A 24,199-nucleotide genomic window follows, 5' to 3' on the forward strand; every position below is an offset into this window, starting at 1 on the left:
CGTGGAGGTGGTGATTGTTTATCTGGTGGAGCGCCCCATTAACCGGATAAGCAGCCCACACAGTGCCGCGAACGTTGCCAGCCCAACCATTCCCGTCCAGCCAAAGGTTTCCAGAGCTTTACTACCCAGCGTTGCACCTACTGCCATGCCGACAAACACGACGGTAAACATAATAGCGTTCAGGCGACTACGGGCAGCCGGATTTAACGCGTAGATAATGGTCTGGTGTGCCACCAGTGAGGCTTGAATACCCAGGTCAAACCCGACCGCACTAATGGCGATAATAGCCAGTTGCACAGGAACGGGAACAAACGGCATCACAAACATCAGCGCAAAGGAGATAACAACTAACGCGGCTGCAATTTTCGTGACGAAATCAGGGCCACGACGGTCAGCAAGTGACCCTGCCAGCGGTGCGGCAAGCGCTCCAGCGGCACCTGCGAGGCCAAAAGTACCGGCTACGGCGGAGCCCATATGGAAGCGGTCTGCCAGCATAATCGCAAGCGTTGACCAAAAAGCGCTGAACGCAATCGACAACAGCCCTTGTGCCAGAGCGGCACGACGTAAAGCCGAATACTCCATCCACAGTTTGCCTAATGAGCGCAGTAGTGCGGGATAGCGGAGTGTGGTTTGCGGCTTGAAAGAGGGCAGTACGTACCAGAGTGTCAGCGTGACGACCCAGACACCTACTGCCGCAATAGTATAAACACTACGCCAGCCCCAAAGTTGTGCCACGATGCCACTAAATACACGTGAAAGCAGAATGCCCGCCAGAAGCCCGGTCATCACCATTCCTACGGTTTTACCGCGATTGCTGTCAGAGGCCAGTGTGGCGGCGGCAGGGATAATATCTTGCGCTACGGTCGCAACCAGCCCAATCGCCAGACTGCTGAGCAATAGCACATGCCAGGAAGAAGAGAATCCGCACAACAGTAACGTCAACGAAAGCAGGGTGCCTTTAATCAGAATGATACGACGGCGGTCAAAGCGATCCCCCAGTGGGGCGAGTAACAAAATGCCGAGCGCATAACCAATTTGCGTCAGTGTGGGTACCAGACCGACATCACCGACACGGGCATGGAACGTGCTGCCGATAATCTCCAGCATTGGCTGGCTATAATAAATTGAGGCAACACTAAGACCCGCGCCAAGGGCGAGAAGAAAAACAATTTTGCCAGACAGCATGGTGTTGGACGTTGATGTGGTCATTGTGGAAAGCTGGCTCATGGCTCGCTCCAGTGGGTTAATGTGCGGCCATTCTTGTCGTTTTTTGCTTTCGGCTGTAGCCCCCGCAGGGGTAAAACTGTTATACACTTAAAGTATGAATAAAAACTTTAATCCTGCTGGCGACCGTATAGCCATTTTGCAAACCTTTGTGCGAATCGTTGAGAGCGGCAGCCTTTCAGCCGCAGCCGCACAAATGGATACTACCCAGCCAACAATAAGCCGACGCTTACAAAGCCTTGAACAAATGCTTGGCGTTAAGTTAATCCAGCGTACGACCCACACCATGAAGTTGACTGATGATGGCGAACGTTGCTATCAGCATGCGTGCAGGTTGATTGAAAACTGGCACCTTCTGGAAGATGAAGTCAGTGGTGCCAGGGATGAACCTGCCGGGGTGCTGCGCGTGCGTGCGCCACACGCATTCGGGCAGGATCAGCTGATTGGGCCGCTTGGCGATTACCTGACGCGCTATCCGCAAATCAATATTGAGTGGATTCTCAACGATCGTTCACCGGATTTTATCCCTGAAGGGATTGATTGCGCGATTCATGTTGGGGCAATCACCGATCCTTCAGTGGTTGCCATCCTACTGGCGGAAGTACCGCGTATCGTGGTGGCTGCTCCTTCACTGCTTGCAAGCCATGGGCCGGTCAATGAAGCCACGGACTTGGTGACACTCCCCTGGGTGGCACTGAGTAGTTTTTATCGCAACGAAGTGACGTTAAACGAGGTAACCAGCGGTGACCCTTTCCGCTTCGATATTACGCCAAGACTGAGCACTGATAGCCTGTATGCGGTGCGTAAGGCGGCTTTAAACGGATTGGGTGTAGGGATGGTTTCATCATGGGTTGTGAAAGAGGATTTGGCGGAAGGCACGTTGCAGCATGTTCTCCCTAATTGGCAGGCTGCACCTTTACCCATCTATCTGCTCTATCCTTACGCGAGTTACTACCCGGCCCGTCTGCGCAAATTTATTGAGCTAATGAAAGAGGTGATGCCTGGTCTAACCGGCACCCGCTCTGCGCGTTAATCAGGTCGTGAGCCATTTCCCTTTTTCAGTACGTCACATTAATGGTAACGGTATCGGCGTAATTATCCGGGGCGTAGTTTGCATTGGGTACGGTTGCGTAAACGGTATATGCAGTGGTCGATCCGGTACCGGTGCCATTGACACTGTTTGCTGTAATACTTCCCCATGGAGTCCCGGCCTGGCCCGACGTTGAACGCAGCTGATAAGGGACTAAATCGGTATTGCTCCCGCTCCCGCTGGTTTTCATTTGCCCACTTCCTGTAGTACTGCCGTTCGATGGACTAAGCCCTATCGAATAAGGGGTGTTATTCGAGCAGGCGACACCAAGAGTATTACTCGATGCGATATTGGATTGATTCATTGTTACCGGGCCAATACTTATATTATTGACGAAGCTAATGTTGCATTGCTTAGTCACGACAGCGGTCACGTTAAACGGGAAACTCGGGCCGGTCCCATTGCCGCAGTCAGCTGGGGGGAGGGCCAGGCCTGTATTCGTGGTAACACTTGCGGTGGCTGAATTAAAAACATCTAAATAGCTACCGGGAGCAGCGGTAATTTGGGGTGTCGTAAGCTTTGCGTAAACCGTCAGACTACCCGTTACTGGCGTGAGATTGAGGAGTGTTATTTGGGCCATGGGAGGAGGGGTTCCAGCCTGGTTCTGATTTCCCCAAACGACAGTATGAGCTTGGTTTTGATAGAGTTGATAGTTTAATGTGCTGGCTGGTGGGCCAGCAAAAGACATGCCGTGAGGGTTAGTCTGGCCATTACTCGACGCGCCAATATTAAAGCAAAGAGTGATCGCGCTAAGCACATCTGTAAGGACTTTGCTGCACGAATAGCTGAACGTCATCGACGTTTCAGCACCTGTGCTGGACAGTGGATTTACATTCCCAAAATTAATGGGCTGCACGCCACTTATTGAGCAACTCAGCGCGTGGCTAACACCAGGACACAAACTTAAGGCGGCAAAGAAAAATAACTCTCTTAAACGCATACAGGTTTCCTTTCTGTTAAGAGGTCCAATTCATCTCGTCCTTAGCGACAAACAAATGGGCCAAGTTGCGCAATGCTGGCAGCCTTCTGCGGGTAATCGAACTGCACTGAGCAAGTGCCTTTGGTGGCCATCACTTTTAATCTGTTATGCAGTTCCAGCGTATCGAAATAAACCAGCCCATCAAAACCCACGATGGTTTGCTGGCTTTGCTTAGCATTCAGCTCTACCTGTGTCCCTTCCTCAATCGGTTTTCCTTGTGCATCAACCACGATTATTTGCGCGGCGCGAACCGGTGTAATACCAAATTTGACTAGCGAGCCAGAACGGTCGGCAGGCGTTGCGTAAGCATTAACCTGGTCGATACGCGTGTTGGCGGGTAGGTTCATTGGGTCGATGCTTAACAGATTATTTTCATAGCTTTTAATTGGTGTGACTAACAGCAAGCCCTGGCTGTTGCTGGTGCCGATGAGATTGTTTTGCAGTTTGATGGGTAAATCAGGAATACCGTCGGTGGAGACAACGGCAAAGCCATCATCAATTGTGCGCGCGGCAAACAAACCGCCACCCATCATCACCAGGGAACCGCTACCCCCAGCATAGGCATACTGTGTATCGGAGGTGCGATTAAAACCGCTGTAAACTTTGCCATAGCGACCCAGGTAACCCAATTCTCCCTGGCCGTTTTGTTGGGACGATTGTTGGCTTGCTGCCAGGTTCCAGCCCCAACCCCCATCTGAAGGCTGGGTACGGCTGGCATTAACCATATAACCGGTTTCCTCATTCGTGCGTTGTACTGTGCTGCTGGCGGTAAGGTTATTACTAAGGATAAATGTGGCAGTCAGGTAGAGGTTCCGATCCCGGCTGTCGTCTACGTTTTGATTCACGCCAGCAGTGAGGTAGATATTATTTGCCACCGCGGCATACCAGTTTGCACCCGCGTAACGTACTGACGTTTCATGTGGGTAGCGATATTGCAGGTAGCTCAGACTGACATTGCCATATGAGGGCATGTTGTACCCAACGACAACATTGCTATTAAGTGATGGTGGTGCTGAACCATAGCGGCTGGCGATATCACGGTAATCACCTGCGGTGGCAATCGTCGAGGTGCTGAAGTTAAAGTTGCCGCCAATCCAGCGATAACCCAGGCTGTACAATATTCCGTTGTCTCCCGCGTCTGTGCTCATCGCCAGAGACGTTGATAGGGTGCCAACACGACCGCCAGGTATCCAGTCCATACTGAATCCAGAATTGAGCAGCTGTTTGCTTACCTCAGAATGAACGCCACCTGTAAAACTGTTACTGATACCCCGCCGCCAGGTTCCACTAAACGAAGGTGTGCTGGCGTAATCAAATGAAGTGATCCCGTAATTTTCGCGTACCACACCCAGTTCAGCTGACCATTGTGTCAGGCCTTCGCGTAATAGCTGCTGATCCTGGTAAAAGGAAAAGCTCTGTGTCGTCGTTCGTCCCAACGCATCAGTCATATTCACCTGTGCGTAGCCCGCACCGCTGATATTTGGCTGGGTGTTGATTTCAAAATTACCCGCAGGGACTTCGCCGTTATAATATTTCATGCCATTTATAAATAATTCCACATTTGAAGGCACCGTTGCCGAACCTAAAAAAGAGGGTAGCGGTGTGGTCGGCATATTAGGTTGCAGGTTGAAATCAGTGCCAATTTGAATACCCGCGATGCGTGTCGGGCGCGACCAGGTAAGGCTGCTGGTGAGTGTGTCACCGAGGGTTAAGCTAAGGAGGCTGTCAGGAAACGATGACCGCCACTGCGTATCAAGACGACTGAAATTGTTATCGGCCGTAACTCCATCAGTTTGCGTGGAGTATTGAGTTAATTGAGTCGAGCTCAGCACGCCTGCAGAATTAAATGTGCGTAATTCAGTAAAACTGCTGACGTTACTTCCATCGCCTTGCGCTGCGTAAATATCATAATTGAGTAACATCCCCCGCGATGTGGAGACGACGGGCGGAGGAATATCAACTTGATTGATTTTGGTGGTATTTAAATTCAAGGTGCTAAGAGGGGCGGTCAATTTCAGTGTTTGCAATGAAACATCATAATCAAATTGTAATTGGCTTAAACTATCCAGACGAATCGATTGGGCCGATTCACCAGGTAATTTAAACCCTATTTTTTGTAGTGTTTCTTTGTTGCTATATAATTTACCTGCAAGCTCACGAAAATGTTCGATGCCAATATGGTTTCCATTCAGGGTGACATCAAGATACAAGTCTATTGCATTAGAATGCTCGTTATCGTTACTCATCACTTGTGTGATGGGATTATTATCATTGGCCGAGGTAATTCCTGGCGTTAACATTCCACCGAGCAGAAGAACTATCATTATTCTAATGATTACCTTAAAGTTCCTGCACCTTTTTTTGTCCATTTATAGTAACTTCTAATTTGCTTCCGGGGGCAGTATCCGAGGCAGGGAAAGGCAATTTCCAGCGCATGGTAGCGCCTGGAAGAACGTATCCCAATAGCCCTTGTGTTATCTCTTTTCTTCTACCTTGCGTGTTGATATATGAAGCACCAGACAACTGAGCATGGCTATTCCCCTGATTGCTCACTTCAAGAAATGCTTCACCACCAATACGTTGGATTCCCCACTGCAATTTTGCTGTATGATCGCTGGTACCCTTCGGTTGAATAAAAACGGGAACTGAATAATGCAAAACGAACTGAATTTTATTTTTTTGTAGTTCGGCTGGAGGTAGTTCATTGATTGACAGCCTATAAGCTTCTTCCACGTTATTTGAGGCGGGCCCCATGTGAATCACTCGAATTAACTGTTTCTCTCCGGGTGCCAGTTTGAGCATTGGCGGGCTAATAACCAGATTCTGAGAAGAGTTGAGCTGGTCTTCATAACTTTGCTGGTTCCAGCTATAAACGCGAACTTGCGCATTTATGGTCTCTTCACCCTGGTTCATTAACCAGATGCCATCAGCATTTTGTATATTTTGAAGGGTCAGTGTCACAGGCGAAACTTGTAGACCGCTTGCCACTGTATTTTGTGGAAAGATTGCCGCCAATAACAGGCACATCACCCCAACAGCCGTTCGCGTCTGTGGCTTCATTTTTATAAATAACCCTTTGTATTAATAATTTACGTTAACGGTTACGGTGTCCGCATAGCTATCAGGTGCAAAGTTGGCGCTGGCGGCGACGGCATAAACCGTATAGGTTTGCGCCACTCCTGAGCCAGTTCCTCCAACACCGTTACCTACTGCTGTGGTGGTGGCAGTATTACCCCAGACGGGACCTGTGCCTGATGTTTGATGTAACTGATAAGGGACTTTATCGCTGTTTGTTCCACTGTTAGCGACTGATGACATAGACCCAGCACCTGTTGTATTGCCTCCATTAGCTGTGGATGGTGCAAGGCCGATGAAATAAGGAGTGGTTCTTGAGCACTGGACAGTAAAGGAGCTATTCCCGGTTGTGTTAGTTGCAGTACTACCGACAGAGCCCAGATTAATATTTGCGCCCGCGCCTGTGGTTACAACGCACGAAGCAGTAATAGTAATTTGTACCTGAAATGTGTTGGTTGCCACGACGGCATTTGCAGATGGAACAAAAGCAAAAAACATGAAAGGAAAAAATATGCGCATTTTAATGATTGATTTCATATCTTTGCACCTATTCAGATACTTGCGGTTTGTCAATAATGCATACGGATGAATGTTGTATGTCTATTAAAACCATAGAATGAGGTGCATTTTTATGCCAATTTCAGGATGTATTAAGTTTTTTAATATGATCAGATGCGCACTTTAAGTTTTATTAGGCGAGTTTGATAATTGCATCCAGGAAAGTCTGCTATAAGTCATTTCGGGCTGAAATGCAGGATATAAAAACTGGCAAAATTAGAATAATTTCAGTTGTAAACAATCACAAAAGTAAAGGAGATATGGTGTCTTAACATTCTAATTAAGAAAGATATTCTCTATTTAGATAACGTAATAGCTCAAGGTTGGGATTATTGAAAAGGGGGAGTGCGTGAGGTATTTATGGTGGCAGGCTTTTCACATTGTTGAAGCTAATATATGTTGATGCATCCGAAACTATTCAGTCGTGAAAAAACGAAATAAAGCTAAAACTTCGGCCCAGACATTAAATTCCGCTATTAAAAATAACCAAACCTTAGTCGAAAAACATTAAGCCTGTTACAGGGTGGTGAAGTTAATACTGGATGTTTGTTCATAAGTAATCAAACAGCCAGGGCCTTCTCATGCTGTTATAAATGTGTAACAAAACCTTCTTACACTGCTCACTTCTGATAACAATATCGAAAGGAAGCCATGATGAGCAGACCTCTTAAGCCGTTGTTTAAACAGGAACACAACGACGAAATCAGTAACCGCAGCGCCAACCCCGTTTTTTCCGATGTTGCCAGTGCGTATTTGAGCCGCCGCCGATTCCTGCAAATGGGGGCAGTCGCGGGCGCCGCAGTAGCCTTCCCGACGTTATTAAAATCCCATGCTGCATGGGCGGTAGAGACGGCTCTGGCACGTCCTTCTTCCCTTGGTTTTACCAGTATTGAAGTTTCAACGGATGATACCGTGCGGGTGCCGGAAGGCTACATCGCGCGACCATTTTATCGCTGGGGAGACGCCGTAGGTTTAAAGGGTAACCTGCCGGAATTTAAAACCGACGGCAGTAACACTACTGATGAACAGGCCGCTCAGGCGGGAATGCACCATGATGGTATGGCATGGTTTAGTTTGCCGCAGGGAGGAACCGATCCCAATCACGGTTTGCTGGCGATGAACCACGAATATATCGACAACGGTTTGCTGTTTAAAGACGGTGTGGCGAACTGGAATCTGGATAAAGTGCGCAAGGGCCAAAATGCGATGGGCATTTCGGTTATTGAAGTGAAAAAAGAGGGCGATAACTGGAGCGTGGTTCGTCCATCTGAGTTTGCGCGTCGTATTACTGTGAACACACCGATGACACTCACGGGGCCTGCCAAAAATCATGCATTAATGCAAACTGCGGACGATCCGCAGGGTGAACGAGTGCTTGGTACTATGCAAAATTGTGCCAACGGCCATACACCATGGGGTACTTACCTGACTTGCGAAGAAAACTGGTCGGATATTTTCGTTAAAAAAGCTGCGCCAAATGCCCTTGAAAAGCGCTATGGCATTAGCGACAGCGATGAATCTTACCGCTGGAACGAAGTCGATCCACGCTTTAGCGTGGATGCAACGCCTAATGAGCCTAACCGTTTCGGCTGGGTGGTAGAAATCGACCCTTATAATCCGTCATCGACTCCGCGTAAACATACGGCATTAGGGCGCTTCAAGCATGAAGGCGCTGCGATTACCCTGGCGGCGGATAACCGTGTAGTTGCTTACATGGGTGATGATCAGAAATTCGAATACATCTATAAGTTCATTTCTACAAATCAATATGATGCCAGCCTGCGAGATGCTGCCATGGACCTGCTCTCCGAAGGCACGCTGTATGTGGCGAAATTCAATGACGATGGTAGTGGCACCTGGCTGCCGCTGGTATACGGGCAATCGGGCCTTGATGAAACTAAGGGATTTGCCAGTCAGGGTGAGTTGCTAATTAAAACGCGTCTCGCTGCTGATGCCGTGGGTGCCACAAAAATGGACCGCCCTGAGTGGATTGCGGTCGACTCGCATGCAAAAGGCAGTGTTTATTGCACCTTGACCAACAATAGTGACCGTGGCAAGGAGGGCAAAGCAGCCGTCGATGCCGCCAACCCGCGCGCTAATAATGTCTACGGCCACATCATGCACTGGACGGAAGAGAACGGTGACCCTGCATCAACCGCCTTCAAGTGGGATATCCTGGTGCTAGGCGGCAGACCGGATAGTGCAGATGAGAAAACCAAAGGCTCAATGAAAGGGGCGGAGTTTGGCAGTGCAGATGGGTTATCGTTCGACCATCGCGGTGTACTGTGGATTCAGACCGATGTCTCCTCCAGCACTATCAACAAAAAAGCCTATGAGGGAATGGGCAACAACCAGATGCTCGCCACTGTTCCTGGTACCAACGAATATCGTCGTTTCCTGACAGGTCCGCGAGGCTGTGAGATAACTGGCATCGCCTTTACTCCAGATAACCGCACGCTATTTATTAATATTCAACACCCCGGTGAACCAGGTGACGATATCAGCGATCCGGCAAATCCTACAGCCGTCTCCACCTGGCCTGACGGTGATAAAAACAGTCGCCCACGATCTTCCACTGTGGTTATTGTTAAAGCTGATGGCGGGGTGATTGGTAGCTAATTAACAGCTTTACAGGTCAGCGGAACAGGGATGTTTTGCTCAAAGCCTGAAGAAAAGGCGAGGGGATAACGGCAGTCTGACATTAAGTACGTTAATCCCATGTTCCTGTTACAGGAGAATCATCTCTTAAATAATCAAAGAGTAGCAAACGCACTGTAGTAAAAATATCAACCACTAAAGTATTCATCATGAAAATGGTGACGCTTCTATATATCAGTTTATAAAATGTAATGTGCTTTTATTATGCAGTCATAATTCTGAAAAAGTACTTTATAAGGAATTATTATTCACCCCCTCAGTTGTTAATGCTATTTTACTCAGAATATTGCCTTGTCTTGAATTTCCTTCTTATTTTAACGTTTGGATTGCTGAGCGCATTTTTTGTCGCCGGTGATTTGCCATGGATGCCATAAAAGGAGTTAATTGTGTCAAGTTCTTTTCAAAATGAAGTACCTAAAGCACGCGTAAATATAAAATTAGATTTGCACACAGGGGGAGCACAAAAGAAAGTTGAATTACCTCTTAAATTAGTTGTTATGGGTGATTACAGCAACGGGCAGGAGAGTCGCCCACTGTCTGAACGTGAAAAGATAAATATCAATAAAAATAACTTCAATAGCGTGCTTTCGGAATTTTCCCCGACTGTAAATATTACTGTTGAAAATACTCTTACTGGTGATGGCTCAGAAGAAAGCGTCAGGCTTTCTTTCAGTGAGATGAAAGATTTTGAGCCGGAACAGGTTGCTCGGCAGATCCCGCAATTAAAAGCCATGCTGGCTATGCGTAATTTATTACGCGACCTTAAATCTAATTTGTTGGATAACGTTACTTTCCGAAAAGAGCTTGAAAATATCCTGAAAGACCCATCGCTGAGCAATGAACTGCGCGATGAACTTAATGCCCTCGCACCGAAAGCGTAACCCTCCCGAATTAACGGATTAACACGAGATAATGCTGATGTCAGTTAATAATGAAAATACTTCATCCGGTACCCAGACCACTGTACTGGAGCGCTCTGAAGCTGGTGGTGTTTACGCTTCTTTGTTTGAAAAAATAAACCTCAACCCGGTTTCCGGTCTGTCTGATATTAATGTCTGGCAGGACAATCAAGCGCTGGCTGATGCCACTGCTGATGAACGTGTAACCGCGGCCGTGCAGGTGCTGTTACAGCGTCTGAAAAACTCCGGTCAGAGCGTTGAAAAACTCGATAAAACTCTGCTGGATTACCATATTGCTGAGCTGGATTACCAGATTAGCCGCCAGCTTGATGCAGTAATGCATCACGACGATTTCCAGAAAGTCGAATCGGCATGGCGTGGCCTCAAGCACCTGGTTGACCGTACTGATTTTCGTCAGAATGTGAAAATCGAAGTGTTGGACGTTTCCAAAGATGATCTGCGTGAGGATTTCGAAGACTCCCCGGAAATCATCCAGAGTGGCTTGTACGCGCACACCTATATCGCTGAATACGACACCCCAGGTGGTGAGCCAATTGGTTCAGTGATTTCCAACTACGAATTCGACGCAAGCCCACAAGACGTGGCGCTGATGCGCAACATCTCTAAAGTGTCTGCTGCGGCACACATGCCGTTTATCGCCTCTGTTGGCCCGAAATTCTTCCTGAAAGATTCCATGGAAGAAGTGGCTGCGATTAAAGACATCGGCAACTACTTTGACCGTGCTGAATACATCAAGTGGAAATCTTTCCGCGAGTCTGATGATTCCCGTTACCTCGGTCTGGTGATGCCACGTGTACTTGGCCGTCTGCCATATGGCCCGGACACGGTGCCAGTCCGCAGCTTCAACTATGTTGAAGAAGTGAAAGGCCCGGATCACGACAAATACCTGTGGACCAACGCATCATTCGCATTTGCTGCCAATATGGTGAAAAGCTTCATCAAAAACGGCTGGTGTGTGCAGATCCGTGGCCCGCAAGCGGGTGGTGCAGTGACTGACCTGCCAATCCACTTATATGATCTCGGCACCGGCAATCAGGTTAAAATTCCGAGTGAAGTGATGATTCCCGAAACCCGTGAATTTGAGTTCGCCAACCTGGGCTTTATCCCGTTGTCGTACTACAAAAACCGCGATTACTCATGCTTCTTCTCTGCGAACTCTGCGCAGAAACCTGCCTTGTATGACACAGCCGATGCGACAGCTAACAGCCGCATCAACGCACGCCTGCCATATATCTTCCTGCTGTCACGTATTGCTCACTACCTGAAGCTTATTCAGCGTGAAAACATTGGTACTACTAAAGACCGCCGTTTGCTTGAACTGGAGCTGAATACCTGGGTACGTGGTCTGGTCACTGAAATGACCGATCCAGGTGACGACCTGCAGGCTTCTCACCCGTTGCGTGATGCGAAAGTGACCGTGGAGGATATTGAAGATAACCCAGGCTTCTTCCGCGTGAAACTGTACGCCGTACCGCACTTCCAGGTTGAAGGAATGGACGTGAATTTATCCCTTGTTTCGCAGATGCCTAAAGCGAAAGCGTAATCAGGAGCAGGGATGAAAATTTACCGTCCATTATGGACTGACGGGGCATTTCTGGCCCCACAGCAATTTCAGCAACAATCCCGTTGGGATGCTTTTGTCGCTGAAAACGTGGCCCAGATGGGGTTGGCAAACCCGTGGGGTGTTATCGATGTGGCATTTGATAACGGCTCGTTGGCACTTTCACGGCTGAATGCACTGCATCTGGTGATTCGTTTTCCAGATGGCACGCTGATTGACACTGAGCTGGCGGATAATCTGCCACCGGCTTGCGATTTGTCATTGGTGTCTGATCGCGAAAGTGTGGACGTTGTGCTTGCCCTGCCGCTGTTGTCAGCTAATGGCGGTAATCTTGATGATGGGCAGGACAGTGAACGTCCTCGCCGCTGGCGACAAGAGTGGGTGACGGTACAGGAGCTTGCCGGTCATGAACGTACCGAACTGGCTGTTATGCGCCATGCCGTCACACTGCGTTTTGCTCACCAGGAAAATAGCGCTTACCTGACATGTCCGGTGGTGCGCCTGCTGCGTAATGCACAAGGGCAATGGATCCAGGATGCGAATTTCATCCCGCCGATGTTGCGATTGTCAGCAAGCCCCGTTGTGTTGACAGCGCTAGGGGACCTTCTCCATCGCCTGCAGGCACGTCGCCGCCGTCTGATGGCCATGCGTCGCGAAAGCAATGAACGTATGGCCGATTTCGTTGTGGCAGATGTGTCATTGTTTTGGCTGCTCAATGCATTAAACAGCGCTGAACCCGTGTTGACTGAACTTCATCAGGCACCTACGCGTCATCCTGAGTTGTTCTATCGTGAACTGGTGCGCCTGGCTGGCAGTTTGTTGACGTTCTCCCTTGAACATAAAGCTGAAGACATTCCGCTTTATCAACATCACGCACCTGAACAGGTTTTCCCGCCACTATTTACTCTGCTGGATGCGTTACTTGAAGCTAGCCTGCCATCACGGATGGTGGCCATTGAGCTTATCCGCGAAGGGCAATTCTGGACAGGTTCACTGCATGATGCTCGCCTGCGCGAAGGGGCTGATTTCTACCTTTCTGTTCGCTCAACTATTCCCAATCATCTATTGCAGACGCAGTTCCCGCTGCTGTGTAAAGCGGGCAGTTTTGAAGATGTATCCGATGTGGTGAACGTGGCGCTGAACGGTGTGGTGATGAAACCACTGTCACATGTTCCGGCGGCCATTCCTCTGCGTCTGGAGAACCAGTATTTCGCCCTCGATCTGAATGGCCTGGCGGCGCAGGCCATGCTGGAAGCGGGTAACTGCGCGTTCTACACGCCAGGATCACTTGGTGATATCCAACTCGAACTGTTTGCGGTATTACGCTCATGAGCAAAATAAAACCTTCTGTCGTTGATGAGATCTTTTATCCCTGCTGGCTGATGGTCAGCCAGTTGCGTAATGGCCAGGAAATTAAGGACGGAGAAGCGTTGTATCGTCGTGCCTGCGGTTGGGTGGACGATGCGCGTGAAGCTCTTTCTCGTAACGGTTTCAACGAAACCAGCACGGAGCATATGCTTTATACCCTTTGTGCGTTACTTGATGAGAGTGTGCTGAACCGTCCGAAGCCGGACAGTGGGAACACTAAATGGCTGCAGAATCCTCTTCAGGCGCGCTATTTCAATACGCTGAACGCTGGTGAGGAGCTGTGGGAGCGTATTCGCGCCGTTTTGCAGGAGCCTGCGCCCGATACCGCCGTACTAACCTGTTTCTACCGTGCACTGACGTTAGGATTTGCGGGCCGCTATCGCGAGCAGGGCGACGAACGCCGTGAAGATGTGGTGCGTAAGCTGAGCCAGCAGGTGCCGCCTTTTTCCTCCGTTCAGGAAACCCCTGTGGTTTCCCGATCATCGCGTTTGCGCACCGGGCGCAAAACGTACTGGTTTTCGTGGGTACTTGGCGTCGCAATACTGGTCGCACTGTGGTTTTTCCTGTCAAGCACGCTCGCGAATCAGCTCTCTCAACTGGCAGGGATCAAATAACTGATGCGCAGGTTAACGCAATTCCTGTTGCTGCTGCTTGGTACCGGCCTCGCGCTGTTGCTGATTCTTGGCTTCTGGCCGCTGGGAACGGGCAGCCGCGTGGTGCTGAGTCTGCTGGTTGTCATTTTAAGCGGTGCTGCTGGCTATTTTCAGTGGCGTAAAGACCGCAACAATAAAATTGCCCATCAGCATATTGCGGACTCCATCCTGCCACCGGAAGATTTCCAGGGTGCAGTGGTGCTGGTTTGTGGTGACAGCGAATCGCTGTTTTCAGCTTCAGTTCTCTTCAGGGAAACCCGTCAGGGCTGGTATTTGCAGGTCAAAGCACCAGAACAGCTTCCACTATTGGCACAGCATCTGGCTGAGGTTCGCCCGGCACTGATTGCCCAGATCTCCGTGCTACTGGCCGTTGCGCCGGAACAACATCAGGACGAGGACGATTTCATTCAAAAACTGCGCATCTGGCATCGTGCGATTGTGCAGTGCAAAGGTTGGCTTGCCGGGATTCCGCCGATGTGGATTGGCATCTGGGTTTCACCGCCAGCAATGGAATCAACTGAAATGGAATGCTGGTATACCGCCACTCCAGGCCAGAAAGCCATTCAGATGCGTGAGGCGGGTGCGGTTGTGATACCGCTGGTTGAGTGGGAGCGTGAACAAGATGGCCGCAACAGTCAGGAAAAACTCAGTTCAGTTTTCTGGATTGAGTGCCTGGTGGCGTGGGCTAAGACTCACGTTCAGGATGTTCTGGCACAGCGTCAGGGAGATCTCCCGGCGCTGATTCCATGCGCATGGGGGGCCTGCTTGACCCCGGTTACGGGGCGTTCCAACAATCTCTGGCAGACACATGTTGCAGGCGTAACCTCGTTGCCACCAACTGCATCTGCAACGCAGAGTTACCTGCCATTACCAGATGTGCTGCTGCCATTTATTCCTCGCCGCCGGGGTGTCTCCCAACTGATGCAGACCTGGCAGATTGCCGGCTTACTGTGTGGGTTATTCCTGCTGTTTGCCTTGCTGGCCTCATATATCAATAACCAACGATTAATTCGCAACGTAGGCGATCACCTGGCGTTGTATCACCGGCTTACAGGAACACCCGCATCCCCAAAAACGATTGCTCAGCAACAGTTACGTGCTGATGCCCGTTTGCTTGATCAGTGGCAACGTAGTGGTGCGCCCATACGCATGTCTTTGGGACTCTATCAGGGGATGCGCCTCATCGCGCCACTTGAGGCCGCCATCAATAGTTGGGCTCCACCGCCTCCGCCGCCTCTGGTCATCAATAAAATTGTTCAGGGTCCGAAAACCGTGCGTCTTGACAGCATGTCGCTGTTCGATGTGGGCAAATGGCAGCTTAAACCAGGCTCTACCAAAGTGCTGGTGAGTGCGCTCGTCAATATCAAAGTCAAACCAGGCTGGCTGATTGTTGTCGCTGGGCACACCGATGATACCGGCGATGACAAGTCCAACCAGATTCTTTCCCTCAAACGCGCTGAATCAGTCCGTGACTGGATGCGTGACACCGGTGATGTGCCGGAAAGTTGCTTTGCGGTACAGGGCTACGGCGAAAGCCGTCCACTGGAACCCAATGATTCAGATTCAAATCGCGCGGTTAACCGCCGCGTTGAAATCAGTCTGGTGCCTCAGGCAGATGCTTGCCAGGTACCGGGCAAAACAACATCACCGGCTAAGGGTGATGTCACAACCTACGAAATGGAGAAGTAAACATGGCTATTCCAGTCTACCTGTGGCTGAAAGACGACGGCGGTGCGGATATTAAAGGCTCCGTAGATGTTAAAGACCGTGAAGGCAGCATCGAAGTGGTGGCGCAGGAACACAACCTGTACATCCCGACCGATAACAACACCGGAAAATTAACGGGCACCCGTATCCATACCCCATTCCTGTTTACCAAAGAAATCGACTCTTCAAGTCCATACCTCTACAAAGCGGTAACGACTGGCCAGACGCTGAAATCTGCTGAATTCAAATGGTATCGCATCAATGACGCAGGCCAGGAAGTTGAGTACTTCAACACCAAACTGGAAAACGTCAAGCTGGTGAAAGTCGCACCAAAAATGCATGACATCAAAAATCCTGCGATGGAAAAACACAACCATCTGGAAATGATTGAACTGCGTTACGAAAAAATCACCTGGACTTACAAAGACGGCAACATCATTCATTCCGACTCCTGGAACGAACGTACTACCGCGTAAGGCTGCACTCACAGCAGACGGGAAACCGTCTGCTGTTTTTGTTTGCCCGAACGAAGCGTAGGGCGAATACGCAACTCGCCATCCGACAAAGTGTGGGCAAACAAAAACAGCAAAAAAATCATCGACCTTATGGGCCTGGGTTTCCTGCAAAGGAGAAGGCTAAGGGCGGTAGCGTACCCAATCAAGGAGCCAGCATGGATAACCAGTCAGCCGTATTACTTCGTCGTTTAAACCCGTACTGTGCCCGCGCGCTGGAAGCAGCCGCCACGCTGTGCCAGAGCCGGGCACATGCGGAAATTACTGTCGAACACTGGTTGCTTAAACTGCTTGAGCTCGGGGAGGGGGACATCACTGTGCTGGCCCGCCGTTACGAATGGGACATGGACAATATTTGGCAGAGTTTGCTGGCACACCTTGATACCATGCCGCGCTCCGTGCGCACCCGACCACAATTGGCCGAACTTCTACTGAATCTGATTAAACAGGCATGGCTGATTGCATCGCTTGAAGACGACGATGCACAAATCCGCAGTCATCATCTGCTTGCGGCGTTAACTGATAAACCGTCAATTCTGGTCTGCGACAGTTTGTGGCCGCTGCTGAGTCTCTCCCGCTCGCAGCTTGAGCGCCTGAAACCACTGTTGGATGTGCAGTCAGATGAACGTGCCGAACTGCAACAGCAAGAAAGCCTGAACCGCGAACCGTCCTCACTTACGGAAGAAAAACCGACCAGTGTTTCCGGCAACACCCTGAGCGAAGCACTACAGGCCGCACTCGATAAATTCACTCTCGATGTAACAGCCAAAGCGCAAGAAGGGAAAATCGACCCGGTCTTTGGCCGCGACAACGAAATCCGCCAGATGGTCGACATTCTCTCGCGCCGCCGTAAAAACAACCCGATTCTGGTGGGCGAGCCGGGCGTGGGCAAAACCGCATTGGTGGAAGGACTCGCGCTACGCATTGCTGAAGGCAACGTGCCGGACAGCCTGAAAACCGTCAGCCTTCGTACTCTGGATCTTGGCCTCTTGCAGGCGGGCGCAGGCGTAAAAGGCGAATTTGAACAGCGCCTGAAAAACGTCATCGACGCGGTACAACACTCCCCGACGCCAGTGCTGCTGTTTATCGACGAAGCGCACACCATTATCGGCGCAGGCAACCAGGCGGGCGGAGCAGATGCCGCCAACCTGCTGAAACCAGCACTGGCACGTGGCGAGTTGCGCACTATCGCGGCCACCACCTGGTCTGAATACAAACAGTATTTCGAGCGTGATGCTGCATTGGAGCGCCGTTTCCAGATAGTTAAGGTAGACGAACCGGATGATGAGATGGCCTGCCTGATGTTGCGCGGCCTGAAATCCCGTTACGCGCAACATCACGGCGTGCATATTACCGATGAAGCCGTGAAATCCGCAGTCAGTCTGTCGCGCCGCTACATCACGGGCCGCCAGTTGCCGGACAAAGCGGTTGACTTGCTTGACACCGCGTCTGCCCGCGTGCGTATGAGCCTCGACACGCTACCGGAAGAACTCACCCGCCTCAAAGCGCAAATCACTGCGCTGGAAATGGAAAACCATGCGCTGCTGGAAGATATCGCGCTGGGTAGCAACAGCCATGGCGAGCGCCTGGAGCAAATTGAGCAACAGACTTCTGCGCTGAACGAACACCTCGCCGCGCTGGAAACCCAGTACCACGCGGAAAAAGCGCTCACCCAACAACTGCTGGAAGTTCGCCAGGACATTAGCCGCCAGGCCGACGTCAATGCGCTACAACAGCAACTCAAAGATTTACAAGGTAGTGCTCCACTGCTGTCGCTGGATGTGGATGTGCGCACTGTCGCCACCGTGATTGCAGACTGGACCGGCGTGCCGCTGACCAGTCTGCTCAAAGACGAACAGACCGATTTGCTGATGCTGGAAAACCACCTCGCCAACCGCGTGGTCGGCCAGGACACGGCGCTTATCGATATGGCGCAACGCCTGCGTGCCGCGAAAACTGGACTTACGCCAGAAAACGGCCCGCTGGGCGTGTTCCTGTTGGTCGGCCCGAGCGGTGTGGGTAAAACCGAAACAGCGCTGGCCCTGGCCGACAGCCTGTTCGGCGGCGAGAAATCCCTGATCACTATCAACTTATCCGAATACCAGGAAGCGCACACCGTTTCCCAGCTTAAAGGCTCGCCTCCGGGCTACGTGGGCTACGGTCAGGGCGGCATTCTGACCGAAGCAGTGCGCAAACGTCCGTACAGCGTGGTGCTGCTTGATGAAGTGGAAAAAGCGCACCGCGACGTCATCAACCTGTTCTACCAGGTGTTTGACCGTGGCTTTATGCGTGACGGCGAAGGGCGTGAAATCGACTTCCGCAACACTGTGATCCTGATGACCGCCAACCTTGGCAGCGACCACATCATGCAATTGCTGGACGAACAACCGGAAGCCACCGACAGCGATCTACAAGAATTACTGCGACCGATCCTACGCGATCATTTCCAACCCGCTCTGCTGGCCCGCTTCCAGACGCTGATTTACCGTCCACTGGATGCTAAAGCGTTAAGAATCATTGTGGAAATGAAGCTGGCACAGGTCGCGAAGCGCCTGAAAAACCACTACGGCCTGCAAACAACCATTGACGAAAGCCTTTATGACACCCTGGTTGCCGCCTGCCTGCTGCCAGACACTGGCGCGCGCAATATCGACAGCCTGCTGAACCAGCAAATCCTGCCGGTACTCAGTCAACAACTTCTGCAACGCAAAGCCGGGCAGCAGAAAACCCACAGCCTGGCGCTGGGCTGGGATGAGGAAGAGGGGATTGTGCTGGAGTTTGACGAGCAATAACGGAGGTTTCAGATGGTCGATCAATTAAAAGAAGGCGGGGCTCGGTTACTGACTTCTGGCGAGATTGGTTTAGCAAAAACGGTATTTGGTTCCACCATAGATTACAGCACGGTGTGGATCCACAAGGGCAGCTATCTGCCTTTTGATCTGCAGGATGTGAATACTGCGATGACGCCAAATGGGGAGCTGTATTTTCGTGACTGGTACAGGGATGATTTTTCGACAGCACTTCCTTTTCTTAAACATTTGTTTATCCATGAAATGAGCCATGTCTGGCAACGGACGAAAGGGATGAATGTTATTGGCAGGGGCTTAATCAGCTGGATGGTGAGCTATCGATATAGGCTTGATGGTCGACTTTTAAATGAATATCCCATGGAACAGCAGGCTCAAATAATAGCTGATCATTTTTCCCTACAAACAGAAGGTTATAGAGGATGGTGTAACCTGATAATAAATAACGATATAACTCTAGATGGGGATATCAGCGAAACTATCATCCGGCAGAGATATAAAGACACTCTGCGGGGGTTCCCTTGGTGAAAAGGAAAAAAACTCGCCTTTTACATACAACACTTCTCCTTTCCAGTCTGACAACACTGGCTGGTTGCCCGGGGTCAGGCGACAGATTGCAACCTGATGAGGAAGCCCGCGTCAGCATGATGAGTAATAGAGTATGTTTTGAAATCGGTGATGCAGACAATTATCAACTTTCAGCTATCGCTATTAGCCCCAGAGGTACACCTTTTAATCAACAGAAATTTATGTTCGGCTCTTATTTGAAAATAGCTGATGGAAAGTTGTGTATTCCTCCATCCTTCTGGCCTTTGCCGGATAAAGGACAATTTATTGTCAGATATATTCTGACATCTGTAACACAGAGTTCACCTCCCAAGAGAGTTGTCACAGGAATTGAAGTTTCGAATGGACAAGTTTTTGGCATCTCATTAACTGATCAAGAGGCTTTGAGATAACTTTCAACATCTGTTTATCCATGAAATGAGCCATGTCTGGCAACGGGCTAAAGGGATGAATGTTATTGGTAGGGGCTTTATCAGCCGGATGGTCAGCTATCGCTATACCCTTGATGGCGATATTTCTGAACCAATGATACGTAAACAATACAAAAACGAATTACGGGGTTTCCCATGGTGAAGACGACAGGCTTTCGTGTGTTATGGCCTGCTTGTTCGCTTGCCTTGTGTTTATTGATGCTGACTGGATGTCCGGGGCCGGGCGACAGAATGCGTTTTGATGAAACAGCACAGGTCAGTCAGCAGGGGGACAATGTATGTTTTAACATTACAGATGCTCGGGATTATCAGCCTGCAAATATGGGGATCAATCCCCGCAGCACACCTTCAAAAGAAAAGAACTTTAATTTCTCACCAGGCCTTACTGTTGCTGATGGGACATTATGTATTCCACCTTCTTTTTACCATTTCCCGGATAAGGGACAGTTCATAATCGAGTATCTATTAATTTCAAAAAAATATGATGAGCCGCGGAGTTTCGTTATCACCCTGGAAATAAACGGCGGGCGTATTTATAACGTGACACCGACCGAAAGAGAAATATCACTGCCATATAGTCACTAGGGAATAGGTATGAATAAAAGTATTCAAAAAGGAGGGCTGCGCCTCTTAACAGTAGGAGAGATAAATCTTGCCAGTTCTGTTTACGGTTTCAGTATTCACTACAATAAAGTATGGATACATTTAGATAGTTATCTACCTTTTAATCTACAGAATCCGCAGCAGGCAATGAGTCCGAATGGTGAAATGTGGTTTCTGGAGGCGAAATATCAGAATGATTTTTCACGTTCTCCTGGACCGAGCTTCAAACACCTTTTTCTTCATGAAATGATGCACGTTTGGCAACATCAACGTGGGATGTGGGTAAGAACCAGAGGATTAATGTCATGGGCTGCTGATTACACTTATAGTTTAGATAAGCCTAACTTGCTTGATTATGGACTAGAACAACAGGCAAGTATTGTTAGTGATTTTTGGTTATTAAAACATTATGGTTTCTTTGGGCATAGCAATCTTTATGATTATAGAGACTACAATCCAGCTGAACCGATAAAAGATCTAATTGCTAAGTATGAAAAGGTGTTAGGGAAATTTCCAGGATGAAAAAAATAATATTGGTAATTTCTTTATGCGCTTTAATAACTGGTTGCCCTGGGGGAGAGCGTGAAGGAAAAGAAATCGGGGAATTTAAACCATTTTATGTGGATAAAGGAAGGGTATGTTTTAGTGTAGATAAGAGGGATGTATTAAGTCGTTATAGTTTATATTCTAACTATGATGGTGAAAAAAGGCTTGCTGTTAACGAGGGGCTTAAACTTTCTTATCCTGATACATGCGTAAATGTAGATCTTGATGCTGGCTATCGATATTCCTCAAGTTATAGTCTGAATAGTATTGACTACCATTATGAATTTTTCATCGATAATAACTGGAATGTAACAGGGGTAAGGCGATAAATGAAATTACACAGCCAGGTCCGCTGTGTAATTTTCTACAAACCTGCCTGTGTAAAGTAAAGCACCATTAATGATAAAATTTTTATTGATGTGGCCAATTTTAAATAATGGCTTTACAACTAAATACATATTAAAAACATAACGATAAACCTCTATCATTTAATAGCTATATAACGTAACGGCTAGTGTATATAGACCACTACCATGGAGTGATATTCATGAATCTTACTGATACCTTATCAAAAATAACAGGAACTACTCTTAACCGTTACCATCTTGATATTCCTTCCTGTCATTCTCCGCTCGATGTGGAAAATTTTTCGGGTTTGGAAGCACTGAGTGAACTGTATTATTACACCATTCATTTCACCAGCTCGGACAAAGACCTTGATGCCACTCAGTTACTGAATAAACCGGTCAGCCTGACGATGGGGACGGGTTTATTACAGAGCCTGACTGAGCAGAAGGTTGTGCACGGTGTCGTGACGGGTTTTGAACGCATCAGCAGTTCGGCCGATGAAGCCAAATATGTCATTACGCTCGAGCCCTTCCTCGCCCTGCTGGACAAACAGTTCCGCACCCATCGTTTCTTCGTGAATAAATCGGTGCCGGACCTGGTGGCGCAGATACTCGATGAGCATGGTCTGAAGGGCTGGGAATATGAATTTTCCCTGAAACAAAGCTATACGACACGCGAGCAGATAAACCAGTATCAGGAAAGCGACCTGGCTTTTATTCAGCGCCTGCTCTCGGAGGTGGGGATCTTTTACTTCTTCACCCTGCAGCCCGACACACAGACCGAAGTGGTGCATTTTGCCGATAAACAAAGTGCCTATGAATTCGGCAAAACCCTGCCGCTGAACAGTCCGTCGGGCATGAATGACAACGGCGTGGAATCGGTGTGGGGGCTGAATGTACAGCACAACGTGGTTGAGGCGAGCGTGACCGCCAAAGACTACAACCACCGTGAAGCGCAGAAAGTACTGCAGTCCGCGAAAGCGGATATGACGCGTGGCGAAGGTGAAGGCACCACCTACGGCGAGGTGTATCACTATAAGCCGCGCCACCTGGACACAGGGGCGAAAAGCGACCCGACCGCCGAAACCGGTAACTTCCTGGCACGTCTCGACCATGAGCGTTTTCTGTCCAACCAGACGCTGATTACCGGCTCCGCGAATGACGCGAACCTCAGCCCCACTCAGGTGCTGACGGTGACGGAATCGGCCCTTGTCCCGACGCTGCCTTCAGCGCTGAATAACGGTGTTGTCATCACCAGAGCCTTCTACAGCGGCAGCCGTAAAAATGCCCTGGTGGTGAACTGGATGGCGGTTCCCTACAGCGAAACGCTGTGCTGGCGCCCGACATTACTGCCGCGGCCTAAAGTCAGCGGCACCATGATGGCGCGCGTCACCAGCGCAAAAGCCAACGACATTTACGCCTGGCAGGATGCATCTGGTCTGTACCGCGTGAAGTTCGACGCCGACCAGGACGACAAAGCGCAGGGCCAGGAAAGCATGCCGGTGCGCCTCGCCAAACCCTACGGCGGCGATGTGTACGGCATTCACTTCCCGCTGATTCAGGGTACGGAAGTGGCGATTGCCTTCCACGACGGCGACCCCGACCGCCCGTATATCGCCCATGCGCTGCATGACTCGCGGCACACCGACCACGTCACGGAAGCGAACAATACCCGCAACGTGGTGCGCACCCCGGCGAACAACAAGCTGCGCATGGAAGACAAGCGCGGCGAAGAGCATATCAAGCTCAGCACCGAGTACGGCGGCAAAACGCAGCTGAACCTGGGGCATAACGTGGACGGCGGGAAGGCGAAGCGCGGGGAAGGTGCCGAGCTGCGTACGGATAAATGGGTAACCATACGCGGTGGTGCAGGTGTATTTATAACCGCCGACCAGCAGGAGAATGCTGCCGGATTACAGCTTGAAATGCAGGTTGCCCTTGATGGCCTCAAAGCAGCATTGCAGGACGCTGAGGGGATCCGCTTTGCAGCAGAAATGGCGAAAGCGGAACTGGCGGACATTGCACGTCAAAAAGCACTCATGACAGATGCACTGACTGAACTGAAGAAACAAGCTTTACTTTTATCAGCACCCGCGGGCATAGCTCAAATAACGCCTGCCAGTATACAACTCTCATCGGGTGAAAATTTGATTGTGACTACAGGGGCTGATGCAGATGTTAGTGTTGCGAAAAAATTCCGCCTGGGTGTAAAAGAAACGATCAGTTTATTTGCTCAAAAAATGGGTATTAAAATTTTTGCCAGCCAGGGAAAAGTTGAAATTCAGGCTCAGGATGATGCTATGGATCTCTTTGCAAGAAATACGCTGACTATTGCCAGTAGGGATAAACAGGTATTTATTACAGCGAAAACAGAACTCACTTTGAACTGTGGCGGAGCCTATATTCGATTGAAAGATGGAGATGTAGAAATTGGTACACCAGGTAACATCAGGATGAAATGTGGGAATTTACAAAAGATGGGACCGGCATCTGTTACCAAAACGGTCGAACTGACTGACCCCTGTGCCACGGCAATGGATGGTGCAGGATCGGAGCAAAGCCCCGATGTAACGATGAATTAAGGAACATCACC

At 49.6% G+C, this 24,199-nt stretch carries 20 protein-coding genes and 1 pseudogene; 16 read left to right on the forward strand and 5 right to left on the reverse strand.

The window, feature by feature from the left end:
• Positions 1-18: 18 nt before the first annotated feature.
• Positions 19-1,227, reverse strand: coding sequence for an MFS transporter (locus LVQ79_RS00565; RefSeq protein WP_232863515.1), 1,209 nt, complete (start codon positions 1,225-1,227; stop codon positions 19-21).
• A gap of 94 nt (positions 1,228-1,321) precedes the next feature.
• On the opposite strand from LVQ79_RS00565, the gene LVQ79_RS00570 reads away from it, so the two are divergent.
• Positions 1,322-2,257: a LysR family transcriptional regulator gene (locus LVQ79_RS00570; RefSeq protein ID WP_232863516.1), complete on the forward strand. Its 936-nt coding sequence runs from the start codon at positions 1,322-1,324 to the stop codon at positions 2,255-2,257.
• A 25-nt stretch (positions 2,258-2,282) separates the two neighbouring features.
• Here the strand turns inward: LVQ79_RS00570 and LVQ79_RS00575 are convergent, their stop codons facing one another.
• From LVQ79_RS00575 to LVQ79_RS00590, 4 genes are read right to left on the reverse strand one after another with little or no spacing between them, the layout of a single operon-like run.
• Positions 2,283-3,254 carry a Csu type fimbrial protein gene (locus tag LVQ79_RS00575; RefSeq protein ID WP_151995755.1) on the reverse strand — a complete coding sequence of 324 codons (972 nt, stop codon included), beginning with the start codon at positions 3,252-3,254 and terminating at the stop codon, positions 2,283-2,285.
• Positions 3,255-3,295: 41 nt separating this feature from the next.
• Positions 3,296-5,617, reverse strand: a complete 2,322-nt coding sequence (locus LVQ79_RS00580) for a fimbria/pilus outer membrane usher protein (RefSeq protein ID WP_370639811.1) — start codon at positions 5,615-5,617, stop codon at positions 3,296-3,298.
• A gap of 16 nt (positions 5,618-5,633) precedes the next feature.
• Positions 5,634-6,353: a fimbrial biogenesis chaperone gene (locus LVQ79_RS00585; protein ID WP_370639812.1), complete on the reverse strand. Its 720-nt coding sequence runs from the start codon at positions 6,351-6,353 to the stop codon at positions 5,634-5,636.
• Between the two features lie 21 nt (positions 6,354-6,374).
• Positions 6,375-6,905, reverse strand: coding sequence for a Csu type fimbrial protein (locus tag LVQ79_RS00590; protein ID WP_370639813.1), 531 nt, complete (start codon positions 6,903-6,905; stop codon positions 6,375-6,377).
• Positions 6,906-7,580: 675 nt separating this feature from the next.
• On the opposite strand from LVQ79_RS00590, the gene LVQ79_RS00595 reads away from it, so the two are divergent.
• The 15 genes and pseudogenes from LVQ79_RS00595 (at position 7,581) to LVQ79_RS00665 (ending at position 24,188) form a co-directional block, all read left to right on the forward strand.
• Entirely contained in the window at positions 7,581-9,545 is a 1,965-nt protein-coding gene (locus LVQ79_RS00595; RefSeq protein ID WP_232863751.1) for a PhoX family protein, read from the forward strand.
• Positions 9,546-9,970: 425 nt separating this feature from the next.
• On the forward strand, positions 9,971-10,465 hold the full coding sequence (gene tssB / locus LVQ79_RS00600; protein WP_232863517.1) for a type VI secretion system contractile sheath small subunit: 495 nt from the start codon (positions 9,971-9,973) through the stop codon (positions 10,463-10,465).
• A 31-nt stretch (positions 10,466-10,496) separates the two neighbouring features.
• Positions 10,497-12,047 carry a type VI secretion system contractile sheath large subunit gene (gene tssC, locus LVQ79_RS00605; RefSeq protein ID WP_232863518.1) on the forward strand — a complete coding sequence of 517 codons (1,551 nt, stop codon included), beginning with the start codon at positions 10,497-10,499 and terminating at the stop codon, positions 12,045-12,047.
• A 12-nt stretch (positions 12,048-12,059) separates the two neighbouring features.
• Positions 12,060-13,397 carry a type VI secretion system baseplate subunit TssK gene (gene tssK, locus LVQ79_RS00610; protein WP_232863519.1) on the forward strand — a complete coding sequence of 446 codons (1,338 nt, stop codon included), beginning with the start codon at positions 12,060-12,062 and terminating at the stop codon, positions 13,395-13,397.
• A complete protein-coding gene (tssL, locus tag LVQ79_RS00615) occupies positions 13,394-14,047 on the forward strand; it encodes a type VI secretion system protein TssL, short form (protein ID WP_232863520.1) in 654 nt (217 codons plus the stop codon). Before tssK ends, tssL begins: the two co-directional genes overlap by 4 nt.
• 3 nt (positions 14,048-14,050) lie before the next feature.
• The gene (locus LVQ79_RS00620; RefSeq protein ID WP_232863521.1) at positions 14,051-15,775 is read left to right on the forward strand and encodes an OmpA family protein; all 1,725 of its coding nucleotides are present in this window, start codon (positions 14,051-14,053) and stop codon (positions 15,773-15,775) included.
• A gap of 2 nt (positions 15,776-15,777) precedes the next feature.
• Positions 15,778-16,269: a type VI secretion system effector Hcp gene (hcp, locus tag LVQ79_RS00625; RefSeq protein WP_151995764.1), complete on the forward strand. Its 492-nt coding sequence runs from the start codon at positions 15,778-15,780 to the stop codon at positions 16,267-16,269.
• Between the two features lie 194 nt (positions 16,270-16,463).
• A complete protein-coding gene (tssH, locus tag LVQ79_RS00630) occupies positions 16,464-19,097 on the forward strand; it encodes a type VI secretion system ATPase TssH (RefSeq protein WP_232863522.1) in 2,634 nt (877 codons plus the stop codon).
• Between the two features lie 12 nt (positions 19,098-19,109).
• A complete protein-coding gene (locus LVQ79_RS00635) occupies positions 19,110-19,640 on the forward strand; it encodes a type IV secretion protein Rhs (RefSeq protein ID WP_232863523.1) in 531 nt (176 codons plus the stop codon).
• A complete protein-coding gene (locus LVQ79_RS00640) occupies positions 19,637-20,071 on the forward strand; it encodes a putative T6SS immunity periplasmic lipoprotein (RefSeq protein ID WP_232863524.1) in 435 nt (144 codons plus the stop codon). Before LVQ79_RS00635 ends, LVQ79_RS00640 begins: the two co-directional genes overlap by 4 nt.
• A pseudogene (locus tag LVQ79_RS00645) lies at positions 20,070-20,252 on the forward strand (type VI secretion protein); the annotation flags it as partial. The gene LVQ79_RS00640 and the pseudogene LVQ79_RS00645, both read left to right, overlap by 2 nt.
• Positions 20,246-20,695, forward strand: a complete 450-nt coding sequence (locus tag LVQ79_RS00650; RefSeq protein ID WP_232863525.1) for a putative T6SS immunity periplasmic lipoprotein — start codon at positions 20,246-20,248, stop codon at positions 20,693-20,695. The pseudogene LVQ79_RS00645 and the gene LVQ79_RS00650, both read left to right, overlap by 7 nt.
• 9 nt (positions 20,696-20,704) lie before the next feature.
• A complete protein-coding gene (locus LVQ79_RS00655) occupies positions 20,705-21,235 on the forward strand; it encodes a type IV secretion protein Rhs (protein ID WP_232863526.1) in 531 nt (176 codons plus the stop codon).
• Complete coding sequence (locus LVQ79_RS00660) at positions 21,232-21,588, forward strand: putative T6SS immunity periplasmic lipoprotein (RefSeq protein WP_232863527.1); 357 nt, start codon at positions 21,232-21,234, stop codon at positions 21,586-21,588. Before LVQ79_RS00655 ends, LVQ79_RS00660 begins: the two co-directional genes overlap by 4 nt.
• A gap of 218 nt (positions 21,589-21,806) precedes the next feature.
• A complete protein-coding gene (locus LVQ79_RS00665; RefSeq protein WP_232863528.1) occupies positions 21,807-24,188 on the forward strand; it encodes a type VI secretion system Vgr family protein in 2,382 nt (793 codons plus the stop codon).
• Positions 24,189-24,199 lie beyond the last annotated feature (11 nt).

This window comes from Buttiauxella cochleicola, from assembly GCF_021282405.1.
GTDB classification, from domain to species: domain Bacteria; phylum Pseudomonadota; class Gammaproteobacteria; order Enterobacterales; family Enterobacteriaceae; genus Buttiauxella; species Buttiauxella massiliensis.

Coding starts and splice junctions, on each gene's coding strand:
- LVQ79_RS00650 (WP_232863525.1), top strand. CDS start 20,246: ATGGTGAAGACGACAGGCTTTCGTGTGTTATGGCCTGCTTGTTCGCTT.
- LVQ79_RS00580 (WP_370639811.1), bottom strand. CDS start 5,617: ATGATAGTTCTTCTGCTCGGTGGAATGTTAACGCCAGGAATTACCTCG.
- hcp (WP_151995764.1), top strand. CDS start 15,778: ATGGCTATTCCAGTCTACCTGTGGCTGAAAGACGACGGCGGTGCGGAT.
- tssH (WP_232863522.1), top strand. CDS start 16,464: ATGGATAACCAGTCAGCCGTATTACTTCGTCGTTTAAACCCGTACTGT.
- LVQ79_RS00620 (WP_232863521.1), top strand. CDS start 14,051: ATGCGCAGGTTAACGCAATTCCTGTTGCTGCTGCTTGGTACCGGCCTC.
- LVQ79_RS00565 (WP_232863515.1), bottom strand. CDS start 1,227: ATGAGCCAGCTTTCCACAATGACCACATCAACGTCCAACACCATGCTG.
- tssK (WP_232863519.1), top strand. CDS start 12,060: ATGAAAATTTACCGTCCATTATGGACTGACGGGGCATTTCTGGCCCCA.
- LVQ79_RS00570 (WP_232863516.1), top strand. CDS start 1,322: ATGAATAAAAACTTTAATCCTGCTGGCGACCGTATAGCCATTTTGCAA.
- LVQ79_RS00585 (WP_370639812.1), bottom strand. CDS start 6,353: ATGAAGCCACAGACGCGAACGGCTGTTGGGGTGATGTGCCTGTTATTG.
- LVQ79_RS00660 (WP_232863527.1), top strand. CDS start 21,232: ATGAAAAAAATAATATTGGTAATTTCTTTATGCGCTTTAATAACTGGT.
- tssC (WP_232863518.1), top strand. CDS start 10,497: ATGCTGATGTCAGTTAATAATGAAAATACTTCATCCGGTACCCAGACC.
- LVQ79_RS00665 (WP_232863528.1), top strand. CDS start 21,807: ATGAATCTTACTGATACCTTATCAAAAATAACAGGAACTACTCTTAAC.
- LVQ79_RS00635 (WP_232863523.1), top strand. CDS start 19,110: ATGGTCGATCAATTAAAAGAAGGCGGGGCTCGGTTACTGACTTCTGGC.
- tssL (WP_232863520.1), top strand. CDS start 13,394: ATGAGCAAAATAAAACCTTCTGTCGTTGATGAGATCTTTTATCCCTGC.
- LVQ79_RS00655 (WP_232863526.1), top strand. CDS start 20,705: ATGAATAAAAGTATTCAAAAAGGAGGGCTGCGCCTCTTAACAGTAGGA.
- LVQ79_RS00575 (WP_151995755.1), bottom strand. CDS start 3,254: ATGCGTTTAAGAGAGTTATTTTTCTTTGCCGCCTTAAGTTTGTGTCCT.
- LVQ79_RS00590 (WP_370639813.1), bottom strand. CDS start 6,905: ATGAAATCAATCATTAAAATGCGCATATTTTTTCCTTTCATGTTTTTT.
- LVQ79_RS00595 (WP_232863751.1), top strand. CDS start 7,581: ATGAGCAGACCTCTTAAGCCGTTGTTTAAACAGGAACACAACGACGAA.